At 70.8% G+C, this 20685-nt stretch carries 17 protein-coding genes; 13 read left to right on the top strand and 4 right to left on the bottom strand.

Features of this window, described 5'->3' with window-relative positions; genetic code table 11:
• Positions 1 to 2 precede the first annotated feature (2 nt).
• Positions 3 to 2426, top strand: coding sequence for a RelA/SpoT family protein (locus B4U46_RS07175; RefSeq protein ID WP_079425064.1), 2424 nt, complete (start codon positions 3 to 5; stop codon positions 2424 to 2426).
• Positions 2427 to 2504: 78 nt separating this feature from the next.
• Here the strand turns inward: B4U46_RS07175 and B4U46_RS07170 are convergent, their stop codons facing one another.
• From B4U46_RS07170 to B4U46_RS07160, 3 genes are all read right to left on the bottom strand, one after another.
• Positions 2505 to 3755, bottom strand: a complete 1251-nt coding sequence (locus B4U46_RS07170) for a mannosyltransferase family protein (protein WP_237292706.1) — start codon at positions 3753 to 3755, stop codon at positions 2505 to 2507.
• A gap of 235 nt (positions 3756 to 3990) precedes the next feature.
• Positions 3991 to 5220, bottom strand: a complete 1230-nt coding sequence (locus tag B4U46_RS07165; RefSeq protein ID WP_079425062.1) for a DUF349 domain-containing protein — start codon at positions 5218 to 5220, stop codon at positions 3991 to 3993.
• Between the two features lie 190 nt (positions 5221 to 5410).
• Positions 5411 to 6193: a peptidylprolyl isomerase gene (locus B4U46_RS07160; protein ID WP_079425060.1), complete on the bottom strand. Its 783-nt coding sequence runs from the start codon at positions 6191 to 6193 to the stop codon at positions 5411 to 5413.
• Between the two features lie 152 nt (positions 6194 to 6345).
• Between B4U46_RS07160 and B4U46_RS07155 the strand changes: the two genes are divergently transcribed.
• The 6 genes from B4U46_RS07155 (at position 6346) to B4U46_RS07130 (ending at position 13131) form a co-directional block, all read left to right on the top strand.
• Positions 6346 to 7056 (top strand): MBL fold metallo-hydrolase, encoded by a 711-nt coding sequence (locus tag B4U46_RS07155; RefSeq protein ID WP_079425058.1) that lies wholly within the window; start codon positions 6346 to 6348, stop codon positions 7054 to 7056.
• Positions 7057 to 7064: 8 nt separating this feature from the next.
• Entirely contained in the window at positions 7065 to 8324 is a 1260-nt protein-coding gene (gene hisS / locus B4U46_RS07150) for a histidine--tRNA ligase (protein ID WP_079425056.1), read from the top strand.
• 172 nt (positions 8325 to 8496) lie between these two features.
• Positions 8497 to 9111, top strand: a complete 615-nt coding sequence (locus tag B4U46_RS07145) for a vitamin K epoxide reductase family protein (protein ID WP_079425054.1) — start codon at positions 8497 to 8499, stop codon at positions 9109 to 9111.
• A gap of 53 nt (positions 9112 to 9164) precedes the next feature.
• Positions 9165 to 10517, top strand: a complete 1353-nt coding sequence (locus B4U46_RS07140) for a replication-associated recombination protein A (protein WP_079425052.1) — start codon at positions 9165 to 9167, stop codon at positions 10515 to 10517.
• A gap of 286 nt (positions 10518 to 10803) precedes the next feature.
• A complete protein-coding gene (locus B4U46_RS07135) occupies positions 10804 to 12348 on the top strand; it encodes an IS1182 family transposase (protein WP_079423731.1) in 1545 nt (514 codons plus the stop codon).
• A gap of 72 nt (positions 12349 to 12420) precedes the next feature.
• The gene (locus B4U46_RS07130; protein ID WP_079425050.1) at positions 12421 to 13131 is read left to right on the top strand and encodes an HNH endonuclease family protein; all 711 of its coding nucleotides are present in this window, start codon (positions 12421 to 12423) and stop codon (positions 13129 to 13131) included.
• On the opposite strand, the gene B4U46_RS07125 is transcribed toward B4U46_RS07130, so the two are convergent.
• Complete coding sequence (locus B4U46_RS07125; RefSeq protein WP_079425048.1) at positions 13125 to 14054, bottom strand: DUF2470 domain-containing protein; 930 nt, start codon at positions 14052 to 14054, stop codon at positions 13125 to 13127. The two genes, B4U46_RS07130 and B4U46_RS07125, sit on opposite strands and share 7 nt — an antisense overlap.
• Before the next feature lie 55 nt (positions 14055 to 14109).
• Between B4U46_RS07125 and rpsD the strand changes: the two genes are divergently transcribed.
• The 6 genes from rpsD (at position 14110) to mltG (ending at position 20684) form a co-directional block, all read left to right on the top strand.
• Positions 14110 to 14721, top strand: a complete 612-nt coding sequence (gene rpsD, locus B4U46_RS07120; protein ID WP_007263048.1) for a 30S ribosomal protein S4 — start codon at positions 14110 to 14112, stop codon at positions 14719 to 14721.
• A gap of 177 nt (positions 14722 to 14898) precedes the next feature.
• Positions 14899 to 15327, top strand: a complete 429-nt coding sequence (locus B4U46_RS07115; protein WP_079425046.1) for a DUF948 domain-containing protein — start codon at positions 14899 to 14901, stop codon at positions 15325 to 15327.
• 8 nt (positions 15328 to 15335) lie between these two features.
• Complete coding sequence (locus B4U46_RS07110) at positions 15336 to 15680, top strand: DUF6167 family protein (protein ID WP_079425044.1); 345 nt, start codon at positions 15336 to 15338, stop codon at positions 15678 to 15680.
• Positions 15680 to 18349 carry an alanine--tRNA ligase gene (alaS, locus tag B4U46_RS07105; protein WP_079425042.1) on the top strand — a complete coding sequence of 890 codons (2670 nt, stop codon included), beginning with the start codon at positions 15680 to 15682 and terminating at the stop codon, positions 18347 to 18349. The genes B4U46_RS07110 and alaS overlap by 1 nt, the downstream gene beginning before the upstream one ends.
• 2 nt (positions 18350 to 18351) lie before the next feature.
• The gene (ruvX, locus tag B4U46_RS07100) at positions 18352 to 18822 is read left to right on the top strand and encodes a Holliday junction resolvase RuvX (RefSeq protein ID WP_079425040.1); all 471 of its coding nucleotides are present in this window, start codon (positions 18352 to 18354) and stop codon (positions 18820 to 18822) included.
• A gap of 128 nt (positions 18823 to 18950) precedes the next feature.
• Positions 18951 to 20684 carry an endolytic transglycosylase MltG gene (gene mltG, locus B4U46_RS07090; RefSeq protein ID WP_079425038.1) on the top strand — a complete coding sequence of 578 codons (1734 nt, stop codon included), beginning with the start codon at positions 18951 to 18953 and terminating at the stop codon, positions 20682 to 20684.
• The last annotated feature ends 1 nt before the right edge of the window (position 20685 follow it).

Genomic DNA, 20685 nt, shown 5'->3' with positions numbered 1-20685 from the left:
TCTTGCCAGACGAGGTCCAGCCACTCCCCGCCGCGCAGCCCGACCCCAAGGCCGACCCCGCCGCGGCGGCCGCAGCCACGCCCCCGCCGGCCCCGCCGGTCAGGCCCCTCCCGGCCAAGCCGGCCGGGTCCTCCAACCGGGTGCGCGCCCGGCTGGCCCGCCTCGGCGTGCAGCGTTCCAACCCGTACAACCCGGTACTGGAACCCCTGCTCCGTATAGTCCGCAGCAACGACCCGAAGATCGAGTCGGCGACGCTGCGCCAGATCGAGCAGGCCTACCAGGTCGCCGAGCGCTGGCACCGCGGCCAGAAGCGCAAGAGCGGCGACCCGTACATCACCCACCCGCTCGCGGTGACCACGATCCTCGCCGAGCTGGGCATGGACCCCGCCACCCTGATGGCCGGGCTGCTGCACGACACGGTCGAGGACACCGAGTACGGGCTGGAGCAGCTGCGCCGGGACTTCGGCGACGCCGTGGCCCTCCTCGTCGACGGGGTGACCAAGCTCGACCGGGTCAAGTTCGGGGAGGCCGCCCAGGCCGAGACCGTGCGCAAGATGGTCGTCGCCATGGCCAAGGACCCCCGGGTCCTCGTCATCAAGCTCGCCGACCGCCTGCACAACATGCGCACGATGCGCTACCTGAAGCGGGAGAAGCAGGAGAAGAAGGCCCGCGAGACCCTCGAGATCTACGCGCCGCTGGCCCACCGCCTCGGCATGAACACGATCAAGTGGGAGCTGGAGGACCTCGCCTTCGCGATCCTCTACCCCAAGATGTACGACGAGATCGTGCGGCTCGTCGCCGAGCGGGCCCCCAAGCGCGACGAGTACCTGGCCCTCGTCACCGACGAGGTCATGGTCGACCTGCGCGCGGCCCGGATCAAGGCCACCGTCACCGGCAGACCCAAGCACTACTACAGCGTCTACCAGAAGATGATCGTCCGCGGCCGTGACTTCGCGGAGATCTACGACCTGGTGGGCATCCGCGTCCTCGTGGACACCGTCCGGGACTGCTACGCGGCCCTCGGTACCGTGCACGCGCGCTGGAACCCGGTCCCCGGCCGGTTCAAGGACTACATCGCGATGCCCAAGTTCAACATGTACCAGTCGCTCCACACGACGGTCATCGGACCCAACGGCAAGCCGGTCGAACTCCAGATCCGCACCTTCGACATGCACCGCCGCGCCGAGTACGGCATCGCCGCGCACTGGAAGTACAAGCAGCAGACCGTCGCCGGAGCCTCCAAGATCCGCACGGACGTCCCGCAGGCCGCCAAGGGCAGCGCCGGCCAGGACACCGTCAACGACATGGCCTGGCTGCGCCAGCTGCTGGACTGGCAGAAGGAGACCGAGGACCCGGGCGAGTTCCTCGACTCGCTGCGCTTCGACCTCTCCCGCAACGAGGTCTTCGTCTTCACCCCCAAGGGCGACGTCATCGCGCTGCCCGCCGGGGCGACCTCCGTGGACTTCGCGTACGCCGTCCACACCGAGGTCGGCCACCGCACCATAGGGGCCCGGGTCAACGGGCGGCTCGTCCCGCTCGAATCCACCCTGGACAACGGCGACCTGGTCGAGGTATTCACCTCCAAGGCCGAGGGCGCCGGCCCCTCCCGGGACTGGCTGGGCTTCGTCAAGTCCCCGCGGGCCCGCAACAAGATCCGCGCCTGGTTCTCCAAGGAGCGCCGCGACGAGGCCATCGAGCACGGCAAGGACGCCATCGCGCGGGCCATGCGCAAGCAGAACCTGCCGATCCAGCGGATCCTCACCGGCGACTCGCTCGTCACCCTCGCGCACGAGATGCGCTACCCCGACATCTCCTCGCTCTACGCGGCGATCGGCGAGGGCCACGTGGCCGCGCAGGGCGTCGTGCAGAAGCTGGTGCAGGCCCTCGGCGGCGAGGACGCAGCCAACGAGGACATCGAGGAGAGCGTCCCGCCCTCCCGCGCCCGTACCAAGCGGCGCGGCAACGCCGACCCGGGCGTGGTCGTCAAGGGCGTCGAGGACGTGTGGGTGAAGCTGGCCCGCTGCTGTACCCCGGTGCCCGGCGACCCGATCATCGGCTTCGTCACCCGTGGCAGTGGCGTATCGGTTCACCGCGCTGACTGCGTCAACGTCGACTCCCTCTCCCAGCAGCCCGAGCGGATGCTGGAGGTGGAGTGGGCCCCGACCCAGTCCTCCGTCTTCCTGGTCGCCATCCAGGTCGAGGCGCTGGACCGGTCCCGGCTGCTGTCGGACGTCACGCGGGTGCTGTCGGACCAGCACGTCAACATCCTCTCCGCGGCCGTGCAGACCTCCCGCGACCGGGTGGCCACCTCGCGGTTCACCTTCGAGATGGGCGACCCGAAGCACCTGGGCCACGTCCTGAAGGCCGTACGCGGCGTCGAGGGCGTCTACGACGTCTACCGCGTGACCTCGGCCCGCAGGCCGTAGCCCGGCCCGGGCGCGTACGACGGTGGGCGCCACCCCCGAGGGGTGGCGCCCACCGTCGTGTCCGGCGCGGCGGCCCGGTCAGGGGCAGCCCCACCAGACGAAGTTGAGGTTGCCGCCGAAGAGCGCGGACACGGCCGTGGCGGACCCGAGGATCCACACCACCGTGCTCCGCCGCGCCCTGGCCAGGGCGAGCGCGAACGGGAAGAGCAGCGGGAACGCGGGCATGATGAAGCGCATCTTCGAGAAGTAGAAGCCCGCCCCGCCCAGCGCCACCAGCATGATCATGGCTGCGAAGATCCACACCACCATGGGGGGCCGGCGCCGGCGCGTCATCAGCACGAACAGCACCACCGCGGTGACCACCGTCAGCGAGACCACCACGTGGTTGAGGGTGGTGTGCACCTCGGTGAAGGTCTTCTTCAGCTCGCTGAGGGTGTCGAAACCGCCGTCGTACACCGAACCCCAGCGGCGCTGGAGCTCGAAGTAGCCGTCCCAGCGCCCGAAGTGCCAGCCGACGTAGCCCACGTACCCGAACCAGCCCAGCGGGGCGATCAGCGAGGCGGCGACGATCCGCCCCACCGGGGGCCGCTGCGCACGGCGCTTGCGGAGCCACTGCACGTACTCCCAGACCCCCGCCAGCACCACGGCCGCGACGATCGCCGAACCCGAGGGCCGGGTGGCCCCCGCGAAGAAGGCCAGCACACCGGCCGTCAGCCAGGACTTCGTCATCACCGCGTACATCGCCCACACCGAAAGGGCGAGGAACAGCGGCTCGGTGTACGCCATCGACTGGACGAGCGCCGCCGGCACGATCGCGAACAGGGCGCAGGTGAAGAGGGCGACCCGGCGGCCGTAGATCTTGTCGGTGACGGCGAAGATGCCCCACGCGGCGATGACCGACGCGAGCATCGCCAGCCCCATCGCCACCCAGTTCATGGGCAGGTGCGTGACCAGCGAGGTGTACCGCACCAGCATCGGGTACACGGGGAAGAACGCCATCTGGCAGCTCGGCCCCGCGAACGCGCACGGCGAGGGGGTCGCCAGCGGGGTCGTCAGACCGTTCTCGGCGATGTGCAGGTAGTACACCGAGTCCCAGCGCCCGCCGAGGATCTCCAGCGGCCGCACGTCCTTGCGCACGGCCCAGATCGCCATCACGGCGAGACCGGTGGCCCGCAGGGCGATGTGGACCAGCAGCGCCTTCCGGGCACGCTTCAGGCTCGCGAGTACGCGCCGTCCGACACCACGCAGTCCGGAGTCCTTCTTGCCGGACAGCGGCTCGGCGACGAGAAGTGAGTCGGGGACATCAGCGCGTATCTGGGTATGCGTCACATTCGATCCTGGTCGTCGCCCGGCAGAAGGCCGCCGAGGCGGCACCGCACAACGTTACACAGGAGGAGGGTGCAACCCGCGCGCACCCTGTGTTGAAACCGCGTAACGAATCGGACGCACCCCAACCGCACGCAACCGGGCAACCGGGCCGGAACGCCCGTACACGGCGGACGGGCACCACCGGAGGGAACCGGTGGTGCCCGTCGGGTGCCCGTCCGAGGACGGCGGCCGGACCTCAGCCGCCGAACTCCTCCAGACCCTTCAGCGCCTGGTCCAGCAGGGCCTGGCGGCCCTCCAGCTCCCGGGACAGCTTGTCGGCCTTGGCGTTGTTGCCGGCCGCGCGCGCCGAGTCGATCTCACCGCGCAGCTTGTCGACGGCCGCCTGGAGCTGCCCCGTCAGACCGGCCGCACGGGCCCGCGCCTCCGGGTTCGTACGCCGCCACTCGCCCTCCTCGGCCTCCTGGATGGCCCGCTCCACGGCGTGCATCCGGCCCTCGACCTTGGGACGGGCGTCGCGCGGCACGTGGCCGACGGCCTCCCACCGCTCGTTGATGGAGCGGAACGCGGCCCGGGCCGCCTTCAGGTCCGTCACCGGGAGGAGCTGCTCCGCCTCGACGGCCAGCTCCTCCTTCAGCTTCAGGTTCTCGACCTGCTCCGCGTCCCGCTCCGCGAAGACCTCGCCGCGCGCCGCGAAGAACACGTCCTGCGCACCGCGGAAACGGTTCCAGAGGTCGTCCTCGGCCTCGCGCTGCGCCCGGCCCGCCGCCTTCCAGCTGTCCATCAGCTCGCGGTAGCGGGCGGCCGTCGGACCCCAGTCCGTCGACTTCGACAGCGCCTCGGCCTCGGCGACCAGCTTCTCCTTGGCCTTGCGGGCCTCCTCGCGCTGGGCGTCCAGCGCGGCGAAGTGCGCCTTGCGGCGCTTGGAGAAGGCCGACCGGGCGTGCGAGAAGCGGTGCCACAGCTCGTCGTCGGACTTGCGGTCGAGCCGGGGCAGGCCCTTCCAGATGTCCACCAGCGCGCGCAGCCGCTCGCCGGCACTGCGCCACTGGTCGCTCTGCGCCAGCTCCTCGGCCTCGGTCACCAGGGCGTCCTTGGCCGTACGGGCCTCGTCCGCCTGCTTGGCCTTCTGGACCTTGCGCTCCTCGCGCCGCGAGTCCACCGTCGCCACCAGCTTGTCCAGCCGGACGCGCAGGGCGTCGAGGTCACCGACGGCGTGGTGCTCGTCCACCTGCGTCCGCAGGTGGTCGATGGCCGTCTGGGCGTCCTTGGCGGACAGATCGGTGGTCCGCACCCGCCGTTCGAGGAGGCCGATCTCGACCACCAGGCCCTCGTACTTGCGCTCGAAGTAGGCCAGGGCCTCCTCGGGGGTGCCCGCCTGCCACGAGCCGACGACCTGCTCGCCCTCGGAAGTACGCACGTACACGGTGCCGGTCTCGTCGACTCGGCCCCACGGGTCGCTGCTCACAGCGCCTCCTCCACCTGATGCCGCACGGGGTCGTGTCCCCCTGGCATCGTCCACAGTTTCCTGGGGCGGGCAGCGCCCGCCCTGCACAACGCCAACATAGGCGACCGCCGGGCCGGCTGTCCGCATCCCGCACGACGGAATATCGCCGCAGGGGCCGCGGGGCCGGCCGGGGCGGGGCCGCCGGGTCCCGTCAGTCCTTCGTGACGGTGGCCTTCTCGATGTTCACGGGGGTCTTCGGGGCGCCGTCCTGGGCGCCGTCGGCGGTACCCGCCTTGGCGACCTCCTCCAGGACCTTCAGCCCCGCCGCGTCGATCTTCCCGAACGGGGTGTACGAGGGGGCGAGCGGGCTGTCCTTGTAGACGAGGAAGAACTGGCTGCCGCCGGTGCCGGGCTGGCCGGTGTTGGCCATCGCCACGGTGCCGGCCGGGTAGACCACCTGGCCCTGCTCGTTCGGCTTGCCCAGGGAGTCCAGGTTCTCGTCCGGGATCGTGTAGCCCGGGCCGCCCCGGCCGGTGCCCTCGGGGTCGCCGCACTGGAGCACGTAGATCCCGCTGGTCACCAGGCGGTGGCACTTGGTCTTGTCGAAGAAGTTCTTGTCGGCGAGCGACTTGAAGGAGTTCACCGTCTGCGGGGTCTTCGAGGCGTCCATCGCGAACTTGATCTCGCCCGCGCTGGTCTTCAGGTCGAAGGTGTACTTCGCCTTGTCGTCGATCGCCATCGCCGGGGACGGCGACTTCTTCGGCTCCGGCAGCGACGGGGAGGCCGAGGGCTCGGCCGACGCGTCCGTCTTGTCCTTGCTGTCGAACACACCGCCCGCGACGAGCCCGATCAGCGTCGCGATCACCGCGGCCGAGGCCGCACCGATGATCGCCAGTCGCTGCCGCGACCTGCGGCGGGCCTCCGCGCGGCGCTTCTGCTGGCGCTCGTACTTCTCCCTGGCGAGCTGTCGCCGACGCTGATCGCTCGTGACCACCGGGTCGTCTCCTTGTACGTCTCTGGTACCGCTGTCCGGGCTCGGTTAGGCCGTACCGTATATGGGTTCGCTGTGTGATGAGCGGCGCCGGTAGGCTCTGAGCAGCAGATTCCGAACTGCTGCCGCCCGACGGACGACGATTGAGGACGAACGTGCTGATTGCCGGATTCCCGGCCGGGGCCTGGGGGACCAACTGCTACCTGGTCGCCCCCGCCGCGGGTGAGGAGTGCGTCATCATCGACCCGGGCCACCAGGCCGCCCAGGGCGTCGAGGAGACGCTGAGGAAGCACCGCCTCAAGCCCGTCGCGGTCGTCCTGACCCACGGCCACCTCGATCATGTGGCCTCGGTGGTCCCGGTGTGCGGAGCGCACGACGTTCCCGCCTGGATCCACCCCGAGGACCGCTACATGATGAGCGACCCGGAGAAGGCCCTCGGCCGCTCCATCGGCATGCCGCTCATGGGAGAGCTCACCGTCGGCGAGCCGGACGACGTCCGCGAGCTGTCCGACGGCGCCGCCCTGAAGCTGGCCGGGATGGAGTTCTCGGTGGCGCACGCGCCCGGCCATACCAAGGGGTCGGTGACCTTCCGGATGCCCGAGCAGGCCGACGTACCGCCGGTCTTCTTCTCGGGCGACCTGCTCTTCGCCGGCTCCATCGGACGCACCGACCTGCCCGGCGGCTCCCACGCCGAGATGCTCCAGTCGCTGGCCCGCGTGTGCCTGCCGCTGGAGGACTCGACGGTGGTGCTGTCCGGCCACGGTCCCCAGACCACCATCGGCCGTGAGCGCGCGACCAACCCGTACCTGCGGGAGGTCGCCGCCGGCCTGGGGGACGGCACCGCCGCCCCACGACGAGGAATGTGACGAGTTTCGTGAGCACCTTCAAGGCCCCCAAGGGCACGTACGACCTGCTGCCGCCCCGCTCCGCCAGCTTCCTGGCGGTGCGCGAGGCGATCGCCGCGCCCCTGAAGAACTCCGGCTACGGATACGTCGAGACCCCCGGCTTCGAGGACGTCAAGCTGTTCTCCCGCGGCGTCGGCGAGTCCACCGACATCGTCAGCAAGGAGATGTACACCCTCACCACGAAGGGCGGCGACGAGCTCGCCCTGCGCCCCGAGGGCACCGCCTCCGTGCTGCGCGCGGCCCTCCAGGGCAACCTCCACAAGCTCGGCAGCCTGCCCGTCAAGCTCTGGTACTCCGGCTCGTACTACCGCTACGAGCGGGCCCAGGCGGGCCGCTACCGCCACTTCTCCCAGGTCGGCGCCGAGGCCATCGGCGCCGAGGACCCGGCGCTGGACGCCGAGCTGATCATCCTCGCCGACCAGGCGTACCGCTCGCTGGGCCTGCGCAACTTCCGCATCCTGCTGAACTCGCTCGGCGACAAGGAGTGCCGCCCGGTGTACCGGGAAGCGCTCCAGGGCTTCCTGCGCGGCCTCGACCTGGACGAGGAGACCGTCCGCCGGGCCGAGATCAACCCGCTGCGCGTCCTCGACGACAAGCGGCCCGACGTGCAGAAGCAGCTGGTCGGCGCACCCGTGCTGCGCGACTACCTCTGCGACGCCTGCAAGGCGTACCACGAGGAGGTCCGGACGCTGGTCACCGCCGCCGGGGTCGCCTTCGAGGACGACGAGAAGCTGGTCCGCGGCCTCGACTACTACACCCGCACCACCTTCGAGTTCGTCCACGACGGCCTGGGCTCGCAGTCCGCGGTCGGCGGCGGCGGCCGCTACGACGGCCTGTCCGAGATGATCGGCGGCCCGGCCCTGCCGTCCGTCGGCTGGGCGCTGGGCGTCGACCGGACCGTGCTCGCCCTGGAGGCCGAGGGCGTGGAGCTGGACATCCCGGCGGCCACGTCGGTCTTCGCGATCGCGCTGGGCGAGGCCAAGCCGGCCGTTTTCGGCCTGGTGACCGAGCTGCGCAAGGCGGGCGTCGCGGCGGACATGTCGTACGGGGGCAAGGGCCTCAAGGGCGCCATGAAGGACGCCAACCGCAGCGGTGCCCGCTTCGCGGTCGTCGCGGGCGACCGCGACCTCGCCGAGGGCGTGGTCCAGCTCAAGGACATGGAGTCCGGCGAGCAGGACGCCGTGGCGGTCGCCGGACTCGTCGCCGAGATCCGGGCCCGCCTGGCCTGACGCGGAACGCCACCGGGGGCGGGACGGGGAGCGCTCTCCCCGCCCCGCCCCCGCCGCTTTCCCACGCGTTCTCGACCGTCCTTATACCGGGCGAACGGAAGGCGGAGCCCGCGGTGCGGCACAATGGCCCCTGCTTGATGACCTTGCCGACGTGGGATGTGGAGCGGGCGGGATGACGACTACGGGTGCAGGCGCGGACACCGCTTCGCGGACCTACGGCGGGAGCCGGGCGCTGGCCCTGCTGCTGGTCATCACCGGAGCGGCGGCCCTGCTCGCCGCCTGGGTGATCACCATCGACAAGTTCAAGCTGCTGGAGGACCCGAATTTCACGCCGGGCTGCAGCCTGAACCCCGTCGTCTCCTGCGGCAACATCATGAAGAGCGAGCAGGCGTCGGCCTTCGGCTTCCCGAACCCGATGCTGGGGCTCGTCGCCTACGGGATCGTGATCTGCGTCGGCATGAGCCTGCTGGCCGGCGCCCGGTTCCGCCGCTGGTACTGGCTGACCCTGAACGCCGGCATGCTCTTCGGCGTCGGGTTCTGCGCCTGGCTGATGTACCAGTCGCTGTACCACATCAACTCGCTGTGCCTGTGGTGCTGCCTGGCCTGGGTCGCCACGATTCTGATGTTCTGGTACGTCACCTCCCACAACGTCCGCCAGGTCCTGATCCCCGCTCCCGGCTGGCTGCGCGGATTCCTGGACGAGTTCACCTGGGTGCTGCCCGTCCTGCACATCGGGATCATCGGGATGCTGATCCTGACCCGCTGGTGGGACTTCTGGACCTCCTGAGCCGCCGCGGCCGTCCCGGCGGTCCTGTCGGTGGCCTCGCATAGGCTCTGTGTGTGGAACCAGACCTCTTCACCGCCGCCGCCGAGGAACGCCAGGAGAAGGACCCGGCCAGCTCCCCCCTGGCCGTCCGGATGCGCCCGCGCACCCTGGACGAGGTGGTCGGCCAGCAGCACCTGCTGAAGCCCGGCTCACCGCTGCGCCGGCTGGTGGGGGAGGGCTCCGGGGGGCCGGCCGGATCCTCCTCGGTGATCCTCTGGGGCCCGCCGGGCATCGGCAAGACCACCCTCGCGTACGTGGTCAGCCAGGCCACGCAGAAGCGGTTCGTCGAGCTGTCGGCGATCACGGCGGGGGTCAAGGAGGTCCGGGCCGTCATCGAGGGCGCCAAGCGCGCCGCCGGCGGCTACGGCAAGGAGACCGTCCTCTTCCTCGACGAGATCCACCGCTTCAGCAAGGCGCAGCAGGACTCCCTCCTGCCGGCCGTGGAGAACCGCTGGGTCACCCTGATCGCGGCGACCACGGAGAACCCGTACTTCTCGATCATCTCCCCGCTGCTCTCGCGCTCCCTGCTGCTGACGCTGGAGCCGCTGACGGACGCCGACCTGAGCGGGTTGCTGCGGCGCGCCCTGGAGGAGGAGCGGGGGCTGGGCGGGGCGGTGTCGCTGCCCGCCGACGCCGAGGCCCACCTGCTGCGGATCGCCGGGGGCGACGCCCGGCGGGCGCTGACCGCCCTGGAGGCGGGGGCCGGCTCGGCCATCGCCAAGGGCGAGGAGGAGATCACCCTCCAGACGCTGGAGGAGGCCGTCGACCGGGCGGCGGTCCGCTACGACCGGGACGGCGACCAGCACTACGACGTGGCCAGCGCGCTGATCAAGTCGATCCGCGGCTCCGACGTGGACGCCGCGCTGCACTACCTGGCCCGGATGATCGAGGCCGGTGAGGACCCGCGGTTCATCGCCCGGCGGCTGATGATCTCGGCGAGCGAGGACATCGGCCTGGCGGACCCCACCGCCCTGCCGCTGGCGGTCGCGGCGGCCCAGGCGGTGGCGATGATCGGCTTCCCGGAGGCCGCGCTGACCCTGTCGCACGCCACGATCGCGCTGGCGCTGGCCCCGAAGTCCAACACCGCCACGACGGCGATCGGCGCGGCGCTGGCGGACGTCCGGGCCGGGCTGGCCGGGGCGGTGCCGGCGCACCTGCGGGACGGGCACTACAAGGGCGCGGCCAAGCTGGGGCACGCCGTCGGATACGTGTATCCGCACGACGTGCCGGGGGCGATCGCCGCGCAGCAGTACGCGCCGGACGAGATCCACGGCAAGCGGTACTACGAGCCGACGCGGTACGGGGCGGAAGCGCGGTACGCGGACGTGGTGGAGAAGGTCCGCGAACGCCTCCGCGGAGCCGGCTGACCCGTCCGGCGCGGGCGCGCCTGCGGCGCGAAATCCAGCCCCGCCGGCGTTTGAGGCGCGGGCGCGGAGCGCCGTGCCCGTAGCCGCGCCGGCGTTTGAGGCGGGAACGGTGGAAGGGCGGGTTGGGGACCGCTCCGCGCAGCGGCTCGTGTCGGGGCGCCGGGCCGTGGGACGCGGCCTAGAAGACTGATGAAGATGTTGGGTTCTGGCCCCGCCGCGTCAGCGGTGGGGCCAGACTCGTGTTGTGGTTCAAGGGGAGTGGGTCGGGGAGACGGTCGGACCTGATGTGTGGGCGACGTGCCGGGAGTTGATTCCGGCTGGGAGTGTGTTCGCGTTCCTGGCCGAGCACCGTGGCCGGTTGTTCCCCGCGGCGATGTTCGCGGACATGTATCCGTCGGCGAACGGGCGGCCGTCCATGCCGCCGCAGATTCTGGCCGCGGCGATCACATTGCAGGCCCTGCACGGCATGTCGGACTTCGAGACGGTCCAGGAACTGCGGTGTGACCTGCGGTGGAAGGCCGCGTGCGGGCTGGGACTGCATGACACCGCGTTCGACCCGTCGCTTCTGGCGTACTTCCGGCGCCGGCTGGCCCGCTCCACCAGCCCGAACCGGGCCTTCGAGGCCGTGCGGGAGGTCGTGAAGGCCACCGGTGTCCTCAGGGGCAAGCACCGGCGGGCACTGGACTCCACCGTGCTGGACGACGCGGTCGCCACCCAGGACACCGTCACCCAGATCATCGGCGCCATCCGGGTGGTGATCCGGGAAGTCCCCGGCGGCGCCGAGGCTGCCGCCGCGCAGTGCACCGCCCACGACTACACCGACCCGGGCAAACCCCGCATCACCTGGAACGATGCCCAGGCACGAGCCAACCTGGTCGACGCGCTCGTCGGCGACGCGGTCAGACTGCTCGGGCATCTGCCCGAGCAGGAACTGGGCGAGAAGGCAGCGAACGCGGTCGGCATCCTCGCGCTGGTCGCCGGGCAGGACGTGGAACCGGCCGAGGACTCCGACGGCCGTGACGGCCGCTGGCGCATCACCCAAGGGACCGCCCCGGACCGGATGATCTCCACCGTCGACCCCGAGTCCCGGCACATCCACAAGACCCGCTCCCATCAGCAGGACGGATACAAGGCCCACCTCGCCGTCGAGCCGGAGACCGGGTTATACACCGCCGTCGCCCTGCGGCCCGGGGCCGGGCCAGAGCACCACGAGGCAGCCGTCGGCCTTGAACTGCTGGCCGAGGAGGACACCCCGGTGGACGCCTTCGGTGACACCGCCTACTCCACCGGCGACGCCCGCCAGGCCCTCGAAGAGGCCGGACACCGGCTGTTCCTCAAACCCGCCCCGCTGCGGCCGGCCGTCCCAGACGGCTTCACCCTCGACGACTTCGCCATCGACACCTCCGCCGCCACCGTGACCTGCCCCCAAGGCCACACCGTCGGCCTGTCCGAGCCCGGCGGCCGCCACCACCAGCGCAGGGCCGTCTTCGGGAACGTGTGCACCCGATGCCCGCTGCGTGAGCAGTGCACCAAGGCCAAAGCCGGACGCGTCCTGACCATCCGCCCCCACCACGATCTCCAAGCCGCGGCCCGCCGCCAGGCCGCCACCGACCCCGCCTGGCAGGCCGACTACCGCCGCTGGCGGCCACCAGTCGAACGTGCCGTCGCCTGGCTCGTCCACCACGGCAACCGCCGACTCCGCTACCGGGGCACCATCAGCAACAACGCCTGGCTCCACACCCGAGCAGCCGCCCTCAACCTCCGCCGCCTGATCAACCTCGGACTCACTCACACAGGCGGCACCTGGCACCTCGCACCGGCCATCACATAACCAGAGGGGCCGCCCGGCCTACGGCCGGACGGCCCCTCAACAAGATCTTCATCAGTCTTCTAGGCTCCGACCATGGGACGGCGTCCGATCCTCACCGCCGCCGCAGCGGCACTGCTGCTGACCGGCTGCCACCACGGCGACACCTCAACGGCCCGGGCCAGCGCAGCGCCCCTCATGGCGAAGGTCCCGCTCAGCGGCCCGGGGTTCCCCCCGGACGCGCCGACGGCCAGGGCGGAGCTCAAGGGGCTCACGGTCCAGTGGGGCCGGAACTGGCAGACGTACCGCCGCGAGGAATTCGGCCGGTACTGGTCCGACGACACCGACGCCGTAGGCGGACGCAACGGCTGCGACACCCGCGACGACGTGCTGCGGCGGGACCTGTCCGACCTCCGCGAGGGGGACCGCAACCCCTGCGTCGTGGTGTCCGGGGTGCTGCACGACCCCTACACCGGCAAGGAGCTCCCGTACTCCTACCGCCGCGCCTCGCAGATCGAGACCGACCACGTCGTGGCGCTCGGCGCCGCCTGGCGGGCCGGGGCGTACGCGTGGACGCCCGCGCGCAGGCTGGAGTACGCCAACGACCTCGACGTGCTGCTCGCCGTGGACAAGCAGGCCAACCAGGACAAGGGCAGCAGCACCGCGGACAAGTGGCGGCCGCCCCGGCGGGCGTACTGGTGCGAGTACGCGCGCCGCTACACCGGCATCAAGGCCCGGTACACGCTCTCCGTCACCCCGCCGGAGAAGACGGCGCTGGAGGTGATGCTCGGCACCTGCCCTCAGTGAGCGGCGGCCGCGAACAGGGAGCGCATGGCGCGGCGCAGGCCGCAGACGTCCGCGACCGGCTCGGGGAAGTCGAAGCGGGCGTCGAAGGCGGCCTGGCCGGGCCCGCGGGTGAAGCGGACGCGCAGCCCCAGGCGGTCCAGGGCGAGCGGGACCGGGGTCAGCCCGGCCGCTTCCCGGGAGCCCAGCAGTCCGCACAGGCCGGCGAGCCGGTCGGGGTGGACGGTCGCCAGGTGCTGGAGGAGCTCCGCCTCGTGGGCCGTCATCGGATCCGGCTCGGCCGCCGCCAGCTCCTCCGGGTCCACCCGCCCGGCGCCCCACAGGTCGGCCACGGAGATCTCGCCGACCTCCAGGCGCAGCAGCATCCAGGCCGGACGGCCCGTACCGGGGGCGTCAAGGGGCTCCGACGGCTCCGACATCCCGAGCAGCTCGCCCACCGGGTGGCGCCCGGCCATGAGCGCGGCGCAGACGGCGCGGTCGTCCCCGCGGACCGGGGTCAGCCATCCGGCGAGCCGGGCGCGGCCCCGTATACGATGGGGCACGGACACCGGCGCCACGTCCGTGATCTCGATCACGGCGGGGAGGTCGTCGTCCTGGGCGTGAGCGGCGGCCCTGGCAGCCGCGGATTCCCCTGGCACAAGGAGAATCACGTCCCCGTCCGGGGTGACGGTCCGAGCGGCCGGCGCCCCTGTCCCGCACTCCTGCTGGTCACGGGTCCACACCTGGTCACGAGCACCCGGCAGAGTGAGGGATACTGAGGCGTTGGACTCTACGAGGGTTCGTACGCGTTCGGCTCCGGTGAGCTGCCGAACGCCTTCCCTGGGACGCGGCTGACCTTGCTTATCGTCGGCGCAAGCGGATTCTGTTTCGTCTGAATCCGAACTGCGTTGCGCACTGGGCAGGGGGATCCCATGTGGTCGAGACATTACGTCCTCCTCGCTAAGGTAAGCCTCACCTAACTTACATGGAGGTAGGTTCCCCGTGAACCAGAAGCGACCCAAGGTCAAGAAGTCTCGTGCCCTCGGCATCGCCCTGACGCCGAAGGCCGTCAAGTACTTCGAGGCCCGCCCCTACCCGCCGGGCGAGCACGGCCGTGGCCGCAAGCAGAACTCGGACTACAAGGTCCGTCTGCTGGAGAAGCAGCGTCTGCGCGCGCAGTACGACATCTCCGAGCGCCAGATGGCCCGCGCGTACGACCGCGCGAAGAAGGCCGAGGGCAAGACGGGCGAGGCGCTGGTCGTCGAGCTCGAGCGTCGTCTGGACGCCCTGGTCCTGCGTGCCGGCATCGCCCGCACCATCTACCAGGCCCGCCAGATGGTCGTCCACGGCCACATCGAGGTCAACGGCGGCAAGGTCGACAAGCCGTCGTTCCGCGTGCGTCCCGACGACGTCATCACGGTTCGCGAGCGCAGCCGCGAGAAGCACCCCTTCCAGGTTGCCCGCGAGGGTGGCTACGCCGGCGAGGGCGAGACCCCGCGCTACCTGCAGGTCAACCTGAAGGCCCTGGCCTTCCGCCTCGACCGCGACCCGAACCGCAAGGAAATCCCGGTCATCTGCGACGAGCAGCTCGTCGTCGAGTACTACGCCCGCTGATCCAGCGGCCGTAGCCACTCACAGGCTGGTCCGGCCCGCCGTCCCCTCCGGGGGGCGGCGGGCTTTGCCGTATCCGGGCGAGCGGCACCGGAATCCGGTTCTGCGGCGGATCTCCGGCGCGATAGGGTCGGAGCAGACTTATCCCGTAGGTTTTCCAGATTCAGGAAGCGGTGCAACGTGTCCGGTGGAGAGGTGGCCGGGATCATCGTGGCCGTCTTCTGGGCCATCCTGGTCTCCTTCCTCGCGGTGGCGCTGGCCAGGCTCGCCCAGGTGCTCAGGGCCACCACCAAGCTCGTGGCCGAGGTCACCGAGCAGGCCGTCCCGCTGCTGGCGGACGCCTCGACGACCGTCCGCTCCGCGCGCACCCAGCTCGACCGGGTCGACGCCATCGCGAGCGACGTCCAGGAGGTCACCTCCAACGCCTCCGCGCTGTCCTCCACCGTCGCCTCCACCTTCGGCGGCCCGCTCGTCAAGGTCGCCGCCTTCGGCTACGGGGTGCGCAAGGCCATGGGCAGGACCGACGCGGCGACCGAGCGCACCCCCCGGCGCACCGTGATCGTCGGCCGTACGGTGCCGGATCCCCGGCGCCGCAAGCAGAAGGGCTGAGACCTCCGATGTTCCGCCGAGCCTTCTGGTTCACCGCCGGCGCCGCCGCCGGCGTATGGGCCACCACCAAGGTCAACCGCCAGCTGAAGAAGCTGACGCCGGAGAGCCTCGCGGCCCAGGCGGCCGACAAGGCCGTGGAGGCGGGCCACCGCCTCAAGGACTTCGCCCTCGACGTCAAGGCGGGAATGACGCAGCGCGAGGACGAGCTGAACGACGCACTGGGCCTGACCCAGGACCCCGACCGGCCCGACAACGTCACCGCCCTCCCCGGGCCGCGGCGGCTGCGGGCCATCGGCAGCGACAGCACCACCCACCGATCGACCTACTCGTACAACCGGAATGAGGACCACTGATGGAGTCGGCTGAAATCCGCCGCCGCTGGCTGAGCTTCTTCGAGGAGCGCGGTCACACCGTTGTCCCTTCGGCGTCGCTCATCGCCGACGACCCGACTCTGCTGCTGGTCAACGCCGGCATGGTCCCGTTCAAGCCGTACTTCCTCGGTGAGACCAAGCCGCCGGCCCCGCGGGCCACCAGCGTGCAGAAGTGCGTCCGTACGCCGGACATCGAAGAGGTCGGCAAGACCACCCGCCACGGCACGTTCTTCCAGATGTGCGGCAACTTCTCCTTCGGCGACTACTTCAAGGAAGGCGCCATCAAGTACGCCTGGGAGCTGCTCACCAGCTCCGTGGCGGACGGCGGCTACGGCCTGGAGCCCGAGAAGCTCTGGATCACCGTCTACCTCGACGACGACGAGGCCGAGACGATCTGGCGCGAGGTGATCGGCGTCCCGGCCGAGCGGATCCAGCGCCTGGGCAAGAAGGACAACTTCTGGTCCATGGGCGTGCCCGGCCCCTGCGGCCCCTGCTCCGAGATCAACTACGACCGCGGCCCCGAGTTCGGCGTCGAGGGCGGCCCCGCCGTCAACGACGAGCGGTACGTGGAGATCTGGAACCTGGTCTTCATGCAGTACGAGCGCGGCGCCGGCGAGGGCAAGGAGGACTTCCCGATCCTCGGCGACCTGCCGTCGAAGAACATCGACACCGGCCTCGGCCTCGAACGCCTCGCGATGATCCTGCAGGGCGTGCAGAACATGTACGAGACCGACACCCTGCGCGTGGTCATGGACAAGGCCACCGAGCTGACCGGCGTGCGCTACGGCGCCGCCAAGGACAGCGACGTGTCGATGCGCGTGGTCGCCGACCACATCCGCACCTCCGTCATGCTCATCGGCGACGGCGTCACCCCCGGCAACGAGGGCCGCGGCTACGTGCTGCGCCGCATCATGCGCCGCGCCATCCGCAACATGCGCCTCATGGGTGCCACGGGTCCCGTCGTCCAGGACCTGGTCGACGTCGTGATCAACACGATGGGGCAGCAGTACCCGGAGCTCGTCACCGACCGCAAGCGCATCGAGACCGTCGCGCTCGCCGAAGAGGCCGCCTTCCTCAAGGCCCTCAAGGGCGGCACGAACATCCTCGACACCGCCGTGACCGAGACCAAGGCCGCCGGCGGCACGGTCCTCTCCGGCGACAAGGCGTTCCTGCTCCACGACACCTGGGGCTTCCCGATCGACCTCACCCTGGAGATGGCCGCCGAGCAGGGCCTCTCCGTGGACGAGTCCGGCTTCCGCCGCCTGATGCAGGAGCAGCGCGACCGCGCCAAGGCCGACGCCAAGGCCAAGAAGACCGGCCACGCCGACGTCTCCGCCTACCGCGAGATCGCCGACGGCTCCGGCGCCACCGAGTTCACCGGCTACGCCACCAACCAGGGCGAGGCCACCATCGTCGGCCTCCTGGTCAACGGCGTCTCCGCGCCCGCCGCCTCCGAGGGCGACGAGGTCGAGGTCGTCCTCGACCGCACCCCCTTCTACGCCGAGGGCGGCGGCCAGCTCGCCGACCAGGGCCGCATCAAGCTCGACACCGGTGCCGTCATCGAGGTCCGCGACGTCCAGCAGCCCGTCCCGGGCGTCTCCGTCCACAAGGGCTCCGTCCAGGTCGGCGAGGTCACGGTCGGCGCCTCCGCCTACGCCGCCATCGACGTCAAGCGCCGCCGGGCCATCGCCCGCGCCCACTCGGCCACCCACCTGACCCACCAGGCGCTGCGCGACGCCCTCGGCCCGACGGCCGCCCAGGCCGGCTCCGAGAACAGCCCCGGCCGCTTCCGCTTCGACTTCGGCTCGCCGAACGCCGTCCCCGGCACGGTGCTCACCGACGTCGAGCAGAAGATCAACGACGTGCTCTCCCGCGAGCTCGACGTCACCGCCGAGATCATGAGCATCGACGAGGCGAAGAAGCAGGGCGCCATCGCCGAGTTCGGCGAGAAGTACGGCGAGCGCGTGCGCGTCGTGACCATCGGCGACTTCTCCAAGGAGCTCTGCGGCGGCACGCACGTCGGCAACACCGCCCAGCTCGGCCTGGTGAAGCTGCTCGGCGAGTCCTCCATCGGCTCCGGCGTGCGCCGCGTCGAGGCCCTCGTCGGCGTGGACGCGTACAACTTCCTCGCCAAGGAGCACACGGTCGTCGCCCAGCTCCAGGAACTGGTCAAGGGCCGTCCGGAAGAGCTGCCGGAGAAGATCGCCTCCATGCTCGGCAAGCTGAAGGACGCCGAGAAGGAGATCGAGAAGTTCCGCGCGGAGAAGGTCCTCCAGGCCGCCGCCGGTCTCGCCTCCGGCGCCCAGGACATCCGCGGCGTCGCCCTCGTCGTCGGCCAGGTGCCGGACGGCACGGGCGCCGACGACCTGCGCAAGCTGGTCCTGGACGTCCGCGGCCGCATCCCCGGCGACCGCCCGGCCGTCGTCGCACTGTTCACCGTGGCGAACGACCGCCCGCTGACCGTCATCGCCACCAACGAGGCGGCCCGCGAGCGCGGCCTCAAGGCCGGTGACCTGGTCCGCACCGCCGCCAAGACCCTCGGCGGCGGCGGTGGCGGCAAGCCGGACGTGGCCCAGGGCGGCGGCCAGAACCCGGCCGCCGTGCCCGAGGCCATCGCCGCGGTCGAACGCCTCGTCGTCGAGACGGCCTGACGATGAGCCTGCGCCGCGGCCGCCGGCTGGCCATCGACGTCGGAGACGCCCGGATCGGGGTCGCCTCGTGCGACCCCGACGGGGTGCTGGCCACACCGGTCGAGACCGTCCCCGGCCGGGACGTCCCGGCCGCCCACCGGCGGCTGCGGCAGCTCGTCGAGGAGTACGAACCCCTCGAAGTCGTCGTCGGCCTCCCCCGCTCGCTCAGCGGGCGGGAGGGGCCGGCCGCGGCCAAGGTGCGTGCCTTTGCGAACGAACTGGCCAAGGGCATCAAGCCGGTGACGGTCCGTCTGGTGGACGAGCGGATGACCACGGTCACCGCCGCCCAGGGCCTGCGCGCCTCCGGGCGGAACGCGAAGAAGGGCAGGTCGGTCATCGACCAGGCCGCCGCTGTGGTCATCCTTCAGAACGCTCTTGAGACCGAACGGGTATCAGGTAATCCGCCTGGTGAGTGCGTCGAAGTGGTTGTCTGATCGCGATACGGTAACGTTCCGCGCGATGAGACGGCATTCGAACAGCCGTCGCCCACCACTCAAGAGGCGGAACCGGGTACCGCGGCCGACATGAGCCACGGACCACGTCTCGCGGCTCTAGGGGACCGATGACTGACTATGGCCGGGGCCACGGCTCCGAACCGTGGAACCCCCAGGACCCCCTCTACGGGGACCAGGGGTGGACCGCGCACCAGACGCAGCAGGGGCAGGTTCCCTACGGCGGTGACCCGCAGCAGTACCAGCACCCCCTGGAGCCGCAGCACCAGGACCTGCAGTACCAGCAGGCCCAGTACCAGCAGGAGTACACCCCGCAGTACCCGCAGCAGCCGCAGTACGCCGAGCAGCAGGCGTACGCGGTCCAGCACGCCCACGCCCAGCAGCAGGCGCTGTACGAGGGCCAGGGCCACGGGCAGGGCCCGGGCTGGGACGGCGGCCACGAACAGCAGTACATGGCCGCCGTCCAGACCGACCCCTACGCGGGCGCCGACCCGTACGCCCAGCAGTCCGCCGGGGCCTACCCCGGCGAGGCCCCCGACCTGTACGCGACCCCGGACGCCTTCCCGCCCCCGACGCCCCCCGGCCGGCGCCACCTGGAGCCGGATCCGGCCGAGGCGGAGGAGGAGTCGGAGGAGTCCCTGCTGCCCGTGGGCGGCGGCGCGGACGACGACGGCGACGAGCCGGTGTCCGGCGGCCGCCGGGCGGCCCGCGGCAAGGGCGGCAAGGGCGGCAAGGCGGGCAAGAAGAAGCAGAAGAAGCGCAGCGGCGCGGCCTGCCTGGTCGCCGCCGTGGTGATCGTGGGCATCGTCGGCGGTGGCGGCTACTACGGCTACGGCTACCTGAAGGACCGGTTCGGCGCGACCGAGGACTTCGCCGGCGAGGGCACCGACGAGATCGTCGACGTCGAGATCCCCAAGAACGCGGGCCTCGGCCAGATGGGCCGCATCCTCAAGGAAGCCGGCGTGGTCGCCAGCGCCCAGTCCTTCGTCGACGCGGCCGGCGCCAACCCCAAGGGCAAGTCGATCCAGCCCGGTGTCTACCCGATGAAGAAGAAGATGTCGGGTGCGGCCGCGGTCGCACTGATGATCGACCCCAGCAAGCTGGCCGTCATCACCATCCCCGAGGGCATGCGCAACTCCGACGTCTACAAGGCGATCGACAAGAAGCTCGGCAAACCCGAGGGCACCACCCGCGAGATCGCCTCGCGCGAGGCGAAGAACCTCGGCCTGCCGGCCTGGGCCGCGGCGAACCCCAAGATCCAGGACCCGCTCGAGGGCTTCCTGTACCCGATGCGGTACGACCTCAAGAAGGACAGCACCCCCGAGTCCCTGCTCAAGCAGATGGTCAAGAACGCCTCCGACAAGTACGCGGAGCTGGGCATCGAGGCCAAGGCCAAGGAACTCAACCTGGAGAACCCGCTCCAGGTGATCACCGTCGCGAGCCTCGTCAACGCCGAGGGCAAGAACCACGACGACTTCCGCAAGATGGCCGAGGTGGTCTACAACCGCCTCAAGAAGACCAACGACGTCACGAACCAGAAGCTCCAGTTCGACTCGACGTACAACTACGTCAAGAACCAGAGCGAGATCAACTTCAACCTGAAGGAAGCCCAGGCCTTCGACAACCCGTACAACACCCACTTCGTCAAGGGCCTCCCGCCCGGCCCGATCGACAACCCCGGCCTGGACGCGCTGACCGCTACGCTCAACCCCGATCACGGCGGCTGGATGTTCTTCGTGTCGGTCGACGGCAACAAGACGACCTTCACGAAGACCTACGACGAGCACCTGAAGCTCGTCGCGGAGTTCCAGGAGCGTCAGGCGCAGAAGAAGAACGGCGGGTAGC

Source organism: Streptomyces katrae (genome assembly GCF_002028425.1).
GTDB lineage: Bacteria > Actinomycetota > Actinomycetes > Streptomycetales > Streptomycetaceae > Streptomyces > Streptomyces katrae_A.
Note: the sequence above shows the minus strand (reverse complement) of the source record. Positions and strands in the feature narration are given on the sequence as shown.